This window comes from Streptomyces sp. NPDC048560 (genome assembly GCF_040650955.1).
Classification (GTDB): Bacteria; Actinomycetota; Actinomycetes; order Streptomycetales; family Streptomycetaceae; genus Streptomyces.
The window spans coordinates 201,911-216,239 of record NZ_JBEZIJ010000008.1 but is presented as its reverse complement, the minus strand read 5'-3'; the positions used below and the strand labels follow the sequence as shown (position 1 = coordinate 216,239).

Below are 14,329 nucleotides of genomic sequence, written 5' to 3'. Positions count from 1 at the left end.
GCCCTCGGTGCCGTGTTCCACGTGAAACACGGCACCGAGGAGGTGGTACGGGAGCGTCCGCGTGATCAGGCGGACAGCTCGCGCTCCAGCGGAGTGCGGAAGCGTGGAGTGATGCGGGCTTCGCCCACCCACTGCGCCAGCCGGGACGCCTCCGCCTCGATGGCGGTCGAGGCCTCCCGGCCGACGTCGGACAGCAGACGCCAGACGGGCTGACCGTCGGCTCGCTGCGCCCACCCGCCGACGATGCCGCCGTTCCACCAGACGGTGGGGCCGATGTTGCCGGCCCGGTCGAAGAGGGCTGCGCGGTGATCGGACGGAAGGTGGAAGCCGCGGTCGGCCCAGCCCATCGCGCTCGGGTCGAGGCTCGGCAGCAGTGCGGCCCAGGGTTCGAGGTCCGGTTCGGGGGAGCTGTCATCCGGCGCGACCCAGCCGGTGGCTCCGTCGTCGAGGCGCACCTCCTCGGCCCCGGCCGCCGCGAGCGCCTTGCGGACCTGGCCCAGCCCCCATCCGGTCCACCACTTGAGGTCGGCCTCGGTCGCGGGACCGTACGAGCGCAGCCAGCGCAGGGCCAGCTCTGCCTGCGCCTCCTGCGGGCTGAGCGTGGGCCGGGGCCCGGATGTCGTCCAGCGGAACTGACTGGACGTCCAGGAGCCGCGTGGCCGGTCCCGCCGGATGCGCCCTTCCGCGGCCAGGACGCGGATGACGCGGGACGCGACGCCCTGAACCGTCTCTTGTTTCTTGCCGGGGAAGACGGTGATCTTCGTCCGGAGAGCCGGTACGGCGGCCGACAGTTCACTGCCGGTGGCCCGGCCGCGCGACGTCAGCACGGCAAGGGTCTCCAGCTCGACCTCTGTGAGCCAGGCCTCGTCCAGCCCGTTGCCGTCCTCCGCCAGGTGCTTGAGGAGTGTCCGACGTTCCTTGGCCGCCACGGCCCGCGCGTTCGACGCCTCCACAAAGGGAGCGAGGTCCCTGGAGACGGTGAAGAGGGTGTTGCGCATGGACAGCAGCCGGACCAGCGAGACGTCTTCGTACAGTGCCTGTTCCACCGGTGCGACGTCTGGCCGTGCGAGCCGTGCGCACGTGGAGAGGAAGACGGTGGCGGCGTCGGTGGCGTGGAGGGCGACGAGGGCGTCCGCCACCGCCACCACGGAGTCGGCACGTACCGACGGGGCGAGCAGATGCCGTCGGCCGAGCCGGGTGCGGCGCTGTTCGTCCGTGATGTGCTGCATCTCGGCCCCCAGAGGTGTCCGGACCGGGCTCAGAGAGTGAGCTTGAACCCGACGTGGCTGGCGGTGAAGCCGAGTCGCTCGTAGAAGCGTCGGGCGTCGGTACGTGTGACGTCGGACGTCAGCTGGACCAGCTGGCATTCCTGGCGGCGGGATTCGTCGACGGCCCACTGGATCATCTGGGTTCCCAGACCGCTGCCGCGCTCGTCGGCGTGGACGCGGACGCCCTCGATGACCGAGCGCGTCGAGCCGCGCCGCGACAGGCCGGGGATGATCGTCAGCTGCAGGGTTCCGACGATCCGCTCCTCGCGCACCGCGACGACCACGTGCTGGTTCGGGTCATCGGCGAGCCGCCGGAAGGCGGCGTTGTACGGGGTGAGGTCGTCCGGCGACTCCCGCTGCGCGCCGAGGGGGTCGTCGGCGAGCATGGCCACGACGGCAGGCAGGTCGGCGAGCGCGGCAGGACGTATTGCAAGATCGTTCATATTCCGCAGAATACGCAGCCGCCCTGGATTATGCGGGAACCTTCAGCTGTTCCACGGCCGTGACGAGCGGGACCAGCTCGGGGTTCAGCGCGGCTTCGTCGAGGGCGGCGCGCAGGGCGGTGTCATTGGTCGGCCGGGCCTCGGCGAGCAGGGCGCTCCCGGCATCGGTGACGTCGGTGTAGATGCCCCGGCGGTCGGTGTCGCAGAGGTACCGGGTCAGCAGACCGCGGTCCTCGAGCCTGGTGACCAGACGGGTGGTGGCGCTCTGGCTCAGCACGACGGCATCCGCGACCTGCTTCATCTGAAGGTGTCCGCCGGGGCCCTCGTGCTGCCGGCTCAGGACATCGAGCAGTGAGTACTCCCGCACGCTGAGACCGTGGCCCGCCTGCAGGGCCCGCTCGATGCGGGCCTCGATCTTCCCGTGGAGCAGGGAGAGCGCGCACCAGCCCTGGGAGAGGGCGGTCAGAGCGGGGTCGGTCGCAGTCATGGTCTCTCCTCCGTGTGGAGCTACGTGTCTCCAGGATAGGGGACGTCTGCAATAGCCCGCGTTTGCAAGAGTCTCGGAGGCCGGCCTCAGCCGGTGGCGACGGTGAGGGGAGCGAATCGGCGTGTCCAGTCACCCGGCAGTTCCGAGCTCCGGTAGAGCATGACCGCCGTATGGGTACCCCGCTCCAGGCCATGCTCGCCGAGCCAGTCGAGCAGCTCCCCGTGGCGGGCGTCGATGTCGGTGCGCAGGGGGCGGTCCGTCGTGGCCGCAAGCGCCGAGACGAGGCACTTGGCGGTGGCGGTGTCGCGGGCGACGAGAGGACCGATGGAATGGACGTTCTCGCTCGGCCAGAGGGCCGCGTACCCGACGAGGGATCCGCTGTCCTCCGCGACGACGAAGCGGTCGGAGAAGGCCGGCAGCCGCGTGAGGATGTGGGTCCGGTCGGAGCCGAACGTCTCGGCGTCCAGGCGCAGGACCCGCTGGAGGTCGTCGGCCGTGGCCGGGCGGGTGGTGACCGTGGGAGCACCGGGAGACCTGTCGCGCTCGCCGTCCACCGGCCGGAAACGCCCGGCGACGCGATTGGCCCGGCCCACCACGGTGAAGCCCAGCTGCTCGTAGAGGGGCTGCCCCTCAGGGGTGGCGTACAGCGACAGCGGAGTCTGGCCCGAGGACTCGATCACGTGCCGCATCAGCCGTCGGCCGAGTCCCTGCCTGGAGTGCCGGCCGGCGACGAGCACCATTCCGATGGCGGCGAGATCCGCCCCGTTCGAGGTCACGACACAGGCCGCCGCCAGGCCTTTGCCCTCGGGGTCGTCGATGCCGTAGCCAGTCCCGGCGGAGAGGAGGAGCCCCCACCGGTGCTCGTCGCGCGACCATCCGCGGTCCTCGCAGAGGTCGGCGCAGGGGACGAGGTCTCCCCGGGTGAGACGCCGGATGGGCAGTTCGGCGAGCGTGCGAGGCGGTGCGTTGTGCATAGGGGTCAGGCTGTCCGACGTGGTGATCGTTCGTCCACCGTTTTAGCGGATCTGGCCGAGACGCGCAGGCGCCGGCCCCGTCGTGTCAGCCCCCAGGGCTTGAGCACGGAGACGGCTGTCACGAACAGATACGTGGCCGACGCCACTGCGGGACCGATCACCAGGTCGGTGGCGATGGCGCCTCCTGCCGCTGCCTCGTTGATTCCGGGACGCAGCGAGAAGACCGTCAGGCCGGTGGTGACCAGAGTGATCCAGAACTTCGCCCAGACCCATCGATGCCTGGCCAGACCCCACGGTGTGCCGAGTGCCAGCACCAGACCGCTGACGAGCGACAAGAAAGCTGTGGGCACGATCAGCCAGTCACCGAAGATTTTCATGGCGCGGGTGGCGGCCTGGGCGGTCCCGGGGTCGCCCGTGAGGAAGGCGGTGAGGCCGAGGGTGAGCAGGCCGATGGTCAGGCCCAGCCAGCTCACGGAGACCGCGACATGGGCGACGAGGACACTTCTGCGAGTGCGGCGGTTGAGTGGTTTCACGTGAAACACGCTGTCAAGCGCGGAGCGATCGGTCGTCTGACGGCGGGAGTATCCGCAGGTACTTGCCTGGGCGTACGCGGTGTCCCGGAGGGTGCCCGGGCGGGACGCGCCGCAAGACCGCCGGCGGGCCCCGAGGCAGGAGAGCCCAGTGGGAACACGCGCTCCCATAATCGGACTTCCGAGTATTTGTCCGATGCGTGGGCAGTCTGCGGCACACTGCGGGAAGGAGAGCCGCACGTGCAGGGGATGCGTGGGGCGTGGGCGAGTCGCGACCATTTGATGCTTGAGGCGAGGCACTTCTATGGACGTTCCGGTTACCACGCCGGTTGACCTGACCGAACCCACGACGACCCCGTCGGCGTCCGCCGACCTGGCCCTGCTCCACCGCACGCTCGCGGAGGTGGGCCCCGTAGCGGACCGGGCCACGGCCTACTTCTACGCCCTGCTGTTCATCCGGCACCCGGAGCTGCGGGTCCTGTTCCCGGCGGCGATGGACACACAGCGCGACCGCCTCTTCAAGGCGATTCTCGCGGCCGTCGAGCGGCTGGACGCCCCGGGAGCGCTCGCCGCGTACCTCGGAGAGCTCGGCCGCGGCCATCGCAAGTACGGGACGGCGCCCACGCACTACCCGGCCGTCGGAGAGGCTCTGCTCGGTGCGCTCAGCCGTTACGCGCCCAGCAGCTGGGGAGGGGAGGCGGAGGCGGCCTGGGTGCGGGCCTACACAAGGATCTCGCAGATCATGATCGACGCGGCGGCCGAGGACGAGCGGAGTGCCCCGGCGCTCTGGCAGGCGGAGGTGGTCTCCCACGACCTCCGAACCCCCGATGTCGCGGTCCTCACCGTTCGCCCCGATCAGGGCTACCCCTTTCTGGCCGGGCAGTACACGGCCCTGGAGACGCCCTGGTGGCCTCACGTCTGGCGGCACTACTCCTTCGCTTCGGCGCCCCGCCGCGACGGCTTGCTCTCGTTCCACGTCAAGGCGGTGCCCGCCGGCTGGGTCTCCAACGCGCTGGTACACCGCGCCCGCCCCGGCGACCTGCTGCGGCTCGGAGCCCCGGCGGGCTCCATGACGGTCGATCACACCACGCACAACGGGCTGCTCTGCCTCGGTGGCGGCACGGGCATCGCGCCCATCAGGGCGCTGATCGAGGATGTCGCCGAACACGGTGACCGGCGTCCGGTCGAGGTGTTCTACGGAGCGCGCAGCGACGGCGATCTCTATGAAATCGACACGATGCTGCGTCTCCAGCGGACCTATCCGTGGCTCGCGGTCCACCCTGTGGTGGGCGGGAGACCGGGGAACGGTCCGCAGAGCCGGCTGCCCGACGCCGTACGGGAACACGGGCCGTGGAAGGGGTACGAGGCGTACCTGTCGGGCCCGCCGGGCATGATCCGCACCGGCGTGGACGTGCTCACGGACATCGGCATGCCGACCGAACGGATAAGGCACGACGCCCTGGAGGAACTGTCTGCCCCGGCGCACCGATGATCTCCGGGAGCACGCTCGTGCCGCCGGAGACGACGGCAAGCGCCCCGGCACCGGGGAACGGCTCCGGCGCACGGCTCCCGGGGAGCGGCTCCGGCGCACGGCTCCCGGGGAGCGGCTCCGGCGAGCGGCTCCGGCACCCGGACGGCTGCGGCGCCGGTTCAGCCCAGGTCGGGCGCGAGCAGCGCGCGGACGCCTTCGATGTTGCCGTCCAGGTAGTGCCGCAGGGACAGGGGTACGAGGTGGACCGCCGCGATTCCGACGCGGCTGAAGGGCACCCGTACGATCTCGTACTCACCGCAGGGATCGTCGATCTCCGGTCCGTGCCGCTGCGAGGGGTCCATCGACTCCAGCCGGCAGACGAAGAAGTGCTGGACCTTGACGCCCTTCACCCCGCCGCCCGCGATGTGTTCCACCGTGTCCACGAAGCAGGGCACGACGTCGGTGATCTTGGCGCCGAGTTCTTCGTCGACCTCGCGGTGCAGGGCGTCGACGACGGTGCGGTCCTCCGGTTCGACACCGCCGCCCGGCGTGAGCCAGTACGGATCGACCCCCGGTTTGGTGCGCTTGATGAGGACGAGGTCGTTGCCGTCGAGCAGGACGGCACGTGCGGTGCGCTTGACCACAGGACGTTCGGTCATGGCAAGAGAGTGGCCCGTGGAGCACGATCTGAAACGCTCCCCGGCCCACGGGTCACCAGTCGACCGCAGCGCGCGCCAGCCACTCGTGCGCCCGCGCGATGTGCGGCAGCGCCAGCGTGCCGGTGCGCGCGGCCAGGAAGTAGGTGCGCAGCGGCGGTACGGGAGGGTCCAGCAGCGCCACGACCTCGCCCCGCTCCAGCGCCTGCTCGCACAGGTACCGCGGCAGTACGGCGAGCCCGGCACCCGAGGCCGCGCACTCCAGGACCGCCCGCAGGTCCGGAGCGATCACCGTCGCGGAAGCCGTCGGCCGGCTGTCGAACACGGAGGCCCAGTAGCGGGAGACGAAGGGCAGACTCTCGTGCACCTCGATCACCGGGAACTGTTCCAGCACCACCGGCCCCTTGTGGCGGAGCGTTCCCGGCCCCAGCCGCCCGGCCCAGCGCGCTGCCGCCACCAGGACGTGCTCCTCGTCGCAGAGCGGTGTCGAGGTGAGCAGTCCGCCGCGCGGCCGAGCCGTCGTGATGGCCAGGTCGTGGTGGCCGGCGGCCAGTCCCTCCATCGTCTCCTCGGCGTTCGCGGTGAACGAACTGCGCAGTGTCAGCCCCTGGGAGAGCAGCGGGGTGAGCGCGGGCAGGGCCCGTACGGAGGTGAACTCCGGAGGCCCGGCCAGATGCAGCGTCCGTACTCCCGCCTCATCGTCGAGCCCGGTCTCGGCGATCTCCACCAGGGCGTCCAGATGGGGAGCCGCGCGGTGCGCCAGTTCGTCGCCGATGCTGGTCGGGGTCACACCGCGGGCGCGGCGAAGGAAGAGCGGGCGGCCGAGCTGGCGCTCCAGGGTCCGTATCTGCGAGGTGACGGCGGGCTGCGACAGCCCGAGCAGGGCGGCGGCCCGGGTGAACGATCCCGCACGGTGCACGGTGACGAAGGTGCGCAGCAGAGCGAGATCCACGACCGGTCTCCTTCCGCGCTCACGACGCTTCGGACCCGGACAACTATAAATATGTCGATAGGTCGCTGTCGCTACTGCGATTGGACACTGACGCAGAGTCAACTAGCCTTGTGGCAGCGGTTCTTCGCGCGTGGAACCGGGGCGGTCCGAGCCACGAGGGGGGAGGCTCGGACCGCCCGTATCAGCAGTTCACGTCGCTGCGGGCGGTTTACCGGGACGCCTCGTCGAGCGCACGCTCCACGTCGGCGAGCAGGTCCTCCGGGTCCTCGGCCCCGACGGAGAAGCGGATGAAGCCTTCCGGTACGGCGTCGCCGCCCCAGCGGCCCCGTCGTTCCGCGGTGGACCGTACGCCGCCGAAGCTCGTCGCGTCGTCGACCAGCCGCAGCCCCGTGAGGAATCGTTCCGCCGTCTCCCGGTCGGCCAGCACGAACGACACCACGGAACCGAAGCGCCGCATCTGCCGCACGGCATTGGGGTACGAGGGGTCGGCCGGCAGCCCCGGGTACCGCAGACCGCTCACCTCGTCGCGCTTTGCGAGGGCCTCGGCGAGCATGAGAGCGGTCGAACACTGCCGGTCGATCCGCAGCTGGAGCGTGGACAGTGACCGGTGTGCGAGCCAGGCCTCCATCGGCCCGGGGATCGCGCCGACGACCTTGCGCCAGCGCCGTACCCCCGCCGTCAGCCCGGGATCGCGGCAGGTCACGTGGCCGAGGAGGATGTCGCCGTGCCCGGTCATGCCCTTGGTGTCGCTGGCGACCGAGAAGTCGGCGCCCAGCTCCAGCGGGCGCTGCCCGATCGGGGTGGCCAGCGTGTTGTCGACGGCGACGAGGGCGCCCGCCAGGTGTGCGGCCTCCACGAGCCGCCGTACGTCACAGACGTCGAGGCCCGGGTTGGACGGGGTCTCTATCCACAGCAGCTTCGCGCCCTCCAGGAGCGCGAGCTGGGCGTCGCCGCCGGTGGGAGCGGTGCGCACCTCGACGCCGTACGCCTCAAGCTGCTCACGGACGAGCGGCAGCGCCTGATAGCCGTCGTCCGGCAGCACCACCGCGTCGCCGGTGCGCGTCTGCGACAGCAGGACGGCCGTGATCGCAGCCATCCCCGAGGCGAACACCGTGGTCTCGACCGGCTCCCCCGGCGCCTCCAGCTCGCTGATGGCACGTTCCAGATGGGTCCACGTGGGGTTGGTGTCACGCCCGTAGGTGTACGGGCCGACGGGTTCCCCGGACAGATGGAAGTGCGCGGCGAAGACCGGGCCAGGAAGGGTGGGTTCGAACTGTGCCGGTTCGGGAAGCCCGGCCCGTACCGCCCGTGTCCCGTCGCCCATGGTGCTCATGCTGTGTCCTCGCTTCTCTCCCCGGTCTGCCACCGGTCCGGCCTGCACTGTTTCAGAAGGTCCGGATCAGTCCTCGTCGGGGAGTACGACGTTCAGCGCCCAGGAGACGACGGAGATGATCAGGCCACCGAGAACGGCGGTCCAGAAGCCTTCGACGTGGAAGCTCAGATCGAACAGGTCGGCGAGCCACGAGGTCAGCATCAGCATCAGGGCGTTGACCACCAGTGTGATCAAGCCCAGCGTCAGGATGAACAGCGGGAGCGTGAGCAGCTGCACCACCGGCTTGACGACGAAGTTCACCACGCCGAAGAGGAGGGCGACCAGGATCAGTGTGAGCACCTTGTTCCAGGTGTCGTCCCCGGTCAGTGTGATGTCGCTGAGCAGCCAGATGGCCACGGCCAGCGCACCCGCGTTGGCGATCGTCTTGACTACGAAATTCTTCATGTGTCTGATCGTGGCAGACATGATCGGTGGCCGACAGCGGCAGTACGGATACAAGGGGCGGACGGGCGATGAAGGCATTCAGGCTGGACGAACTGGAGGCGGAGCGGGCCGCCAACGACGGCGCCTATCTCCAGTTCGTACGGGAACGCAACATGTCCGTCGGTCTCTACGCGCTGGACGCGGGACAGCTCGACCCGCAGCAGCCCCACAACCAGGACGAGGTCTACTTCGTCGTGAGCGGACGGGCGGCGATCACCGTCGGCATGGAGACGACGCAGGTGGGAAGGGGCAGCGTCGTCTACGTACCGGCCGGGGTGGCCCACAAGTTCCACCACATCACCGAGGACCTGCGGGTGATGGTGGTCTTCTCCCCGCCGGAAGGCTGAGCACCTGCCGCACACCCCGGGCGCCCCCGGGCGTGCGGGCGCGGCCCCGGTAGTCCCTAGGGGATCGATCAGGGGAGTTCAAGGGATCGGCGGCACCCGCCGGGTACCCCCGCGCCCCTAGCATCGAGGCAGGTACTCGAAGAGACGAGGTAAGGACGATGGCCGTGCAGGAGATATTCGCGGGGATGCCCTGGTGGGTGAAGTGGGTCGCGGTGCCCGTCATCGCGATCGTCGTGTTCGGCAGCCTGATCGCCAGCGTGGTGGGCTTCGTCATCGGTCTGCTCTTCAAGGTGCTGGTTTTCGCCGTTCTGGTCGGTGGTCTGGTCTTCGTCGTACGGAAGTTCATGTCTTCGTCCTCCTCGGACCGTGACTGGTAGTGACGGTCGGCCGTGGCCGATTAGCCCAGCTGAGCTAAGTCCCGGACGAAAACGCATTTCGGGCGTGCGGTGCCGATACAGTGCGTATCACTGCCGCCGCCTGGGAAGTAACCGTCCGTCACTGAATTGACCATTGGTTTGTAGGGCAGTTCGGTCTCCGGACCCAGGTTTTGTGGCAGTCCGTGGGGGCGGCCCCCACGGGAGGGCTGACCGCCCGTCACCATGCCTGGGGGTGACCTGTGACCACAGCAACGAATACCGCTGTACCGACGTTGATCGGTTCCGTGCAGCGGGCATTGAGGCTGCTGGAGGCTGTGGGCACCCATCGCGACGGGGCGCCCGCGAAGCAGCTCGCGCGGGAAGCGGGGCTCCCGCTTCCCACCGCGTACCACCTGCTGCGCACGCTGACCCACGAGGGCTATCTGCGCCGGGAGAACGGCGTCTTCCTCTTCGGGGACGCCGCCGAGCGGCTGATGGACGGTGGTGCCGTGCAGAATCGTCGCAGCGCCATGACCGAATCACTCGCGCGCTGGCGCGACACGATCGGTGTGCCGGTGTACTGCGCCATCTACCGCGAGGGCGAGATCGAACTCATCGCGGTCGCGGACACCCCGGCCAGTCCCGCGGTCGACGAGTGGGCGGCGTTCCGCGAGACCGGACACGCGCACGCGATCGGCCAGTGCCTGTTGAGACAGCTCGACGAGACGGCGCGCGGGGATCACCTCGACCGACATCCGGTGCAGCCGCTGACTCGTCACTCTGTGCGAGATCGTGAGTCGCTTCTTGAGCGCTTGCGATCGACGGAACGTATGGACCCTGTCATCGAACGACAGGAATATGCCCTCGGAACGATCTGTGCGGCCATCCCGATCACGGTGGGTACGACCGTGGCGGCGATGGCCATTTCTCTGCCCCTTGACCAGCAGGATCGGTTGCTCCCCGCAGTTGAACAACTACGCAACGAAGTCGCAGACCTCTTGCGTTCGCTCGTGCTCTCTATCAGTATCTGAAAAATCACTCCTTGTGATCTGCTATCGCGTGCACCACGATGGCGTCAATAGGGCCACCGGGGATCATTCCTGGCCAGTTTCATCTACCGCGGGGTTAAACGATGCGCGAGTCGGTTCAAGCAGAGGTCATGATGAGCTTCCTCGTTTCCGAGGAGCTCTCCTTCCGTATTCCGGTGGAGCTCCGGTACGAGGTTGCTGATCCTTACGCGATCCGAATGACCTTCCACCTGCCGGGAGACGCCCCTGTCACCTGGGCTTTCGGCCGTGAACTGCTGCTCGACGGGCTGAACAGCCCGAGCGGGGACGGGGATGTGCACATCGGTCCGACCGAACCCGAAGGGCTTTCCGATGTACACATCCGGCTCCAGGTGGGAGACGACCGTGCGCTCTTCCGGGCCGGCACGGCCCCTCTTGTCGCCTTCCTCGACCGGACGGACAAGTTGGTCCCGCTCGGTCAGGAGCACACGCTGAGTGACTTCGAGGGCAGTCTCGAAGTGGCGCTGGGCCGGATTCTCGCCGAGGAGCAGAACGCCGGCTGACAGGGCGTCCGCCGTCACAGCTTGCGACGACGGCCCCTCCCGCTCCGTACGGGTGCAGGAGCTCCGGCTTCCGCGCCGAGCCCTGTGCGGTCCGCGGAGACCACCAGCGCCGCGAGTGCTGTCGTCACCGGCACCGACGCGACCAGTCCGATCGAGCCGATCAGCGTCCGGACGATCTCCTCCGCCACGAGTTCGCTGTTCGCCACGGTCCCCATGCTGCTCTGGGCGATCGAGAAGAGCAGCAACAGGGGCAGCGCGGCGCCGGCGTATGCGAGCACGAGGGTGTTGACGACCGAAGCGATGTGATCCCGCCCGATCCTGATCCCCGCCTTGTAGAGCTTCCGGGCGCCCATCGTCGGGTCTGCCTGGTGCAGCTCCCAGACGGCCGACGTCTGGGTGACGGTCACGTCGTCGAGCACACCGAGCGAACCGATGATGACGCCCGCCAGCAGCAGGCCGCTCATGTCGATGTCCGGGAAGAGCCCGTGGATGAGACCGGTGTTGTCGTCGGTGTTGCCGGACAGTTCCGCCCAGCCGATGAAGAGCGAGCCGAGCAGGCCGATCACCAGCAGCGAGATGAGTGTGCCGATGACCGCCACGGACGTACGCGCCGTCAGGCCGTGGCACATGTAGAGCCCCGCCAGCATGATGGCGCTCGCCCCGATCACCGCCACGACCAGGGGATTCGAGCCCTGGAGGATCGCCGGCAGGATGAACAGGGTGAGCACGGCGAACGACACGACGAGTGAGATCAGTGCCATCACACCGCGCAGTCTGCCCACCGCGACCACGGCCAGCGCGAAGATCCCGGCGAGCAGAGCGATCGGGAACTTCCGGTTCACATCGGTCACCGAGTACTGCAGGTCGCGTGGGGCGTCGGGAGCGTACGCCACGACCACGCCCTGACCCTCGCTCAGCTGCCTGGGAGCGTCCGGCTGGACGACTTCGACGAACGTGCGCCCCTTGTCGTCGCCACTGGTCACCTCGATCGTCGCCTTCTTGCAGTCTCCCGTCTGCGCGTCGACCGCCTCGCGACCCGAGGGCGTCGAGGTGTCACCGGTCGGTGGTACCTGCGAGGCGTTGACGTCGGCGCAGTCCACGCTGTCGACCTGGACGACCTTGCCGGACTGGGTCTGCCGGTCGAAGCCGACACCTGTGCGCTCATGTTCGGGGGCGCCGCCCGGCCACAGCACCACGAGGCCCACAAGGACCGCGGTGGCGAACGGAATCAACACCGCCGCGATGACCTTGCGCAGGTGCTTGGAGACGGGGGCGGCCGGGCCATGGCTGTGCGAATGGCCGTGCGGGGCGCCCTGCGGTTCGGGATCGCTTTGGGAGGAGGTCACCGGGCGATCATCGCAAGAACGGGAGGGGCCCCCTATTCAGCACGCCATGAAGAACGCTAGCGTGGTGGCACCTTTGCACACGCGGGAGCTCGGAGCACCGGGCTGAGAGGGCGCTGACCTCCGTACACCGGTACGGAACAGGCTGCGCCGACCGCCGAACCTGTTACCGGGTAATGCCGGCGTAGGGAGTAGGTCTCATGACCACAGCGGACGCACGCACGCCTGCCTCGGAGCAGAATGCGCAGAATGCGCAGGACGCACCGAATGGCGCGACCGGGAAGTCCATCGGCTGGCACAAGGGATACGTCCAGGGTTCACGCCCTGACCTCCGGGTGCCGGTTCGTCAGGTGCACCTCACCAACGGCAAGGACGTGACGCTGTACGACACGTCGGGGCCGTACACCGATCCCACCATCGACACCGACGTCCGGCGCGGCCTCGCGCCTTTGCGCGAGAACTGGATCATCTCCCGCGGGGACACCGAGGAGTACGCCGGCCGGCCCGGCCGCCCCGAGGACGACGGCGTCAAGCACACCTCGCCCCGAGGCGGCCTGCGCAACCTCGACGCGGTCTTCCCCGGCCGTCCGAGGCAGCCGCGCCGCAGCCGGGACGGACGGCCCGTCACCCAGCTCGCGTACGCCAGGCGCGGCGACATCACCCCGGAGATGGAGTACGTCGCGATCCGGGAGAACGTCGAGGCCGAGGTCGTTCGCGAGGAGATCGCCGCGGGCCGGGCCGTCATGCCGGTCAACGTCAACCATCCGGAGATCGAGCCGATGATCATCGGCAAGCGATTCCTGGTGAAGGTCAACGCCAACATCGGCAACTCCGCGGTCACCTCGAGCATCGAGGAGGAGGTGGACAAGATGACGTGGGCGACCCAATGGGGCGCCGACACGGTCATGGACCTGTCCACCGGCCGCAACATCCACACGACGCGCGAGTGGATCCTGCGCAACGCACCCGTCCCGATCGGCACCGTGCCGCTCTACCAGGCGCTGGAGAAGGTCGACGGCCGTGCGGAGGAGCTGACCTGGGAGGTCTACAAGGACACGGTCATCGAGCAGGCGGAGCAGGGCGTCGACTACATGACGGTCCACGCCGGAGTGCGCCTGCCGTACGTCCCGCTGACGGCGCGGCGTAAAACCGGCATCGTCTCGCGCGGCGGCTCGATCATGGCGGCCTGGTGCCTCGCGCACCACAAGGAGTCGTTCCTGTACGAGAACTTCGAGGAACTCTGCGAGATCCTCGCGACGTACGACGTGACGTACTCGCTGGGCGACGGGCTGCGCCCCGGGTCGATCGCCGACGCCAACGACGAGGCGCAGTTCGCCGAGCTGCGCACGCTCGGCGAACTGAACACCATCGCCAAGCGGTTCGGCGTCCAGACGATGATCGAGGGCCCGGGCCATGTCCCGATGCACAAGATCAAGGAGAACATCGACCTCCAGCAGGAGATCTGCGAGGAGGCGCCGTTCTACACGCTCGGCCCGCTGACCACGGACGTCGCCCCGGCGTACGACCACATCACCTCGGGTATCGGCGCCGCGATGATCGCCTGGTGGGGTACGGCGATGCTCTGTTACGTCACGCCCAAGGAGCACCTGGGTCTGCCCAACCGGGACGACGTGAAGACCGGTGTCATCACGTACAAGATCGCAGCCCATGCGGCCGACCTGGCCAAGGGCCACCCGGGCGCGCAGGACTGGGACGACGCGCTGTCCGACGCGCGGTTCGAGTTCCGCTGGGAGGACCAGTTCAACCTGGCGCTCGACCCGGACACCGCGCGGGAGTTCCACGACGAGACGCTGCCGGCCGAGCCGGCGAAGACGGCCCACTTCTGTTCGATGTGCGGCCCGAAGTTCTGCTCGATGAAGATCTCGCACGACATCCGCCGCGAGCACGGGGATTCGCAGACGGAGATCGAGGCGGGCATGGCGGAGAAGTCGAAGGAGTTCGCCGCGGCCGGCAACCGGGTCTATCTGCCGATCGCGGACTGACTCCAGGGGTCACCGCGGATGCGGAAGGCGGCGTCGCCCAGGGCACTTTGTGTCTGGGGCGGCGCCGCCTTCGTATGCACGGCGGTCAACGGGCCACCGCCCGGGTTCATTTG

16 protein-coding genes and 1 riboswitch are annotated in these 14,329 nt (G+C 68.9%); of the genes, 6 read left to right on the top strand and 10 right to left on the bottom strand.

Annotated elements, in window-relative coordinates; translation table 11 throughout:
• Positions 1-65: 65 nt before the first annotated feature.
• The 5 genes from AB0C82_RS22255 to AB0C82_RS22235 all read right to left on the bottom strand — a co-directional run bounded on the left by AB0C82_RS22255 (position 66) and on the right by AB0C82_RS22235 (position 3,705).
• Positions 66-1,229 (bottom strand): winged helix DNA-binding domain-containing protein, encoded by a 1,164-nt coding sequence (locus tag AB0C82_RS22255; protein WP_362844686.1) that lies wholly within the window; start codon positions 1,227-1,229, stop codon positions 66-68.
• A gap of 29 nt (positions 1,230-1,258) precedes the next feature.
• A complete protein-coding gene (locus tag AB0C82_RS22250; RefSeq protein WP_362844684.1) occupies positions 1,259-1,711 on the bottom strand; it encodes a GNAT family N-acetyltransferase in 453 nt (150 codons plus the stop codon).
• Between the two features lie 28 nt (positions 1,712-1,739).
• On the bottom strand, positions 1,740-2,198 hold the full coding sequence (locus tag AB0C82_RS22245) for a MarR family transcriptional regulator (RefSeq protein WP_362844682.1): 459 nt from the start codon (positions 2,196-2,198) through the stop codon (positions 1,740-1,742).
• An 86-nt stretch (positions 2,199-2,284) separates the two neighbouring features.
• Positions 2,285-3,172: a GNAT family N-acetyltransferase gene (locus AB0C82_RS22240; protein WP_362844680.1), complete on the bottom strand. Its 888-nt coding sequence runs from the start codon at positions 3,170-3,172 to the stop codon at positions 2,285-2,287.
• 5 nt (positions 3,173-3,177) lie between these two features.
• Positions 3,178-3,705 carry a DUF2269 domain-containing protein gene (locus tag AB0C82_RS22235; RefSeq protein WP_362844678.1) on the bottom strand — a complete coding sequence of 176 codons (528 nt, stop codon included), beginning with the start codon at positions 3,703-3,705 and terminating at the stop codon, positions 3,178-3,180.
• Between the two features lie 301 nt (positions 3,706-4,006).
• On the opposite strand from AB0C82_RS22235, the gene AB0C82_RS22230 reads away from it, so the two are divergent.
• On the top strand, positions 4,007-5,194 hold the full coding sequence (locus AB0C82_RS22230) for a globin domain-containing protein (RefSeq protein ID WP_362844676.1): 1,188 nt from the start codon (positions 4,007-4,009) through the stop codon (positions 5,192-5,194).
• Positions 5,195-5,352: 158 nt separating this feature from the next.
• Here the strand turns inward: AB0C82_RS22230 and AB0C82_RS22225 are convergent, their stop codons facing one another.
• From AB0C82_RS22225 to AB0C82_RS22210, 4 genes are all read right to left on the bottom strand, one after another.
• The gene (locus AB0C82_RS22225; protein ID WP_362844673.1) at positions 5,353-5,832 is read right to left on the bottom strand and encodes an NUDIX hydrolase; all 480 of its coding nucleotides are present in this window, start codon (positions 5,830-5,832) and stop codon (positions 5,353-5,355) included.
• 52 nt (positions 5,833-5,884) lie between these two features.
• A complete protein-coding gene (locus AB0C82_RS22220; RefSeq protein ID WP_362844671.1) occupies positions 5,885-6,781 on the bottom strand; it encodes a LysR family transcriptional regulator in 897 nt (298 codons plus the stop codon).
• 208 nt (positions 6,782-6,989) lie between these two features.
• A complete protein-coding gene (locus AB0C82_RS22215; protein WP_362844669.1) occupies positions 6,990-8,114 on the bottom strand; it encodes a cystathionine gamma-lyase in 1,125 nt (374 codons plus the stop codon).
• 66 nt (positions 8,115-8,180) lie between these two features.
• Positions 8,181-8,558: a phage holin family protein gene (locus AB0C82_RS22210; protein WP_362844667.1), complete on the bottom strand. Its 378-nt coding sequence runs from the start codon at positions 8,556-8,558 to the stop codon at positions 8,181-8,183.
• Between the two features lie 68 nt (positions 8,559-8,626).
• Between AB0C82_RS22210 and AB0C82_RS22205 the strand changes: the two genes are divergently transcribed.
• The 4 genes from AB0C82_RS22205 (at position 8,627) to AB0C82_RS22190 (ending at position 10,870) form a co-directional block, all read left to right on the top strand.
• A complete protein-coding gene (locus AB0C82_RS22205) occupies positions 8,627-8,944 on the top strand; it encodes a cupin domain-containing protein (protein WP_185299683.1) in 318 nt (105 codons plus the stop codon).
• A gap of 164 nt (positions 8,945-9,108) precedes the next feature.
• A complete protein-coding gene (locus tag AB0C82_RS22200) occupies positions 9,109-9,321 on the top strand; it encodes a DUF5326 family protein (RefSeq protein ID WP_362844665.1) in 213 nt (70 codons plus the stop codon).
• A 239-nt stretch (positions 9,322-9,560) separates the two neighbouring features.
• Positions 9,561-10,331: a helix-turn-helix domain-containing protein gene (locus tag AB0C82_RS22195; protein WP_362844663.1), complete on the top strand. Its 771-nt coding sequence runs from the start codon at positions 9,561-9,563 to the stop codon at positions 10,329-10,331.
• A gap of 101 nt (positions 10,332-10,432) precedes the next feature.
• Positions 10,433-10,870 carry an SsgA family sporulation/cell division regulator gene (locus tag AB0C82_RS22190; protein ID WP_362844660.1) on the top strand — a complete coding sequence of 146 codons (438 nt, stop codon included), beginning with the start codon at positions 10,433-10,435 and terminating at the stop codon, positions 10,868-10,870.
• Between the two features lie 14 nt (positions 10,871-10,884).
• On the opposite strand, the gene AB0C82_RS22185 is transcribed toward AB0C82_RS22190, so the two are convergent.
• Complete coding sequence (locus AB0C82_RS22185) at positions 10,885-12,216, bottom strand: YibE/F family protein (RefSeq protein WP_362844657.1); 1,332 nt, start codon at positions 12,214-12,216, stop codon at positions 10,885-10,887.
• A gap of 71 nt (positions 12,217-12,287) precedes the next feature.
• Positions 12,288-12,421: riboswitch (TPP riboswitch) on the top strand.
• Between AB0C82_RS22185 and thiC the strand changes: the two genes are divergently transcribed.
• Positions 12,414-14,216, top strand: coding sequence for a phosphomethylpyrimidine synthase ThiC (gene thiC, locus AB0C82_RS22180; RefSeq protein ID WP_362844655.1), 1,803 nt, complete (start codon positions 12,414-12,416; stop codon positions 14,214-14,216). It overlaps the preceding riboswitch by 8 nt.
• Positions 14,217-14,329 lie beyond the last annotated feature (113 nt).

Coding starts and splice junctions, on each gene's coding strand:
- AB0C82_RS22205 (WP_185299683.1), top strand. CDS start 8,627: ATGAAGGCATTCAGGCTGGACGAACTGGAGGCGGAGCGGGCCGCCAAC.
- AB0C82_RS22210 (WP_362844667.1), bottom strand. CDS start 8,558: ATGAAGAATTTCGTAGTCAAGACGATCGCCAACGCGGGTGCGCTGGCC.
- AB0C82_RS22215 (WP_362844669.1), bottom strand. CDS start 8,114: ATGAGCACCATGGGCGACGGGACACGGGCGGTACGGGCCGGGCTTCCC.
- AB0C82_RS22190 (WP_362844660.1), top strand. CDS start 10,433: ATGCGCGAGTCGGTTCAAGCAGAGGTCATGATGAGCTTCCTCGTTTCC.
- AB0C82_RS22240 (WP_362844680.1), bottom strand. CDS start 3,172: ATGCACAACGCACCGCCTCGCACGCTCGCCGAACTGCCCATCCGGCGT.
- AB0C82_RS22255 (WP_362844686.1), bottom strand. CDS start 1,229: ATGCAGCACATCACGGACGAACAGCGCCGCACCCGGCTCGGCCGACGG.
- AB0C82_RS22250 (WP_362844684.1), bottom strand. CDS start 1,711: ATGAACGATCTTGCAATACGTCCTGCCGCGCTCGCCGACCTGCCTGCC.
- AB0C82_RS22225 (WP_362844673.1), bottom strand. CDS start 5,832: ATGACCGAACGTCCTGTGGTCAAGCGCACCGCACGTGCCGTCCTGCTC.
- AB0C82_RS22230 (WP_362844676.1), top strand. CDS start 4,007: ATGGACGTTCCGGTTACCACGCCGGTTGACCTGACCGAACCCACGACG.
- thiC (WP_362844655.1), top strand. CDS start 12,414: ATGACCACAGCGGACGCACGCACGCCTGCCTCGGAGCAGAATGCGCAG.
- AB0C82_RS22245 (WP_362844682.1), bottom strand. CDS start 2,198: ATGACTGCGACCGACCCCGCTCTGACCGCCCTCTCCCAGGGCTGGTGC.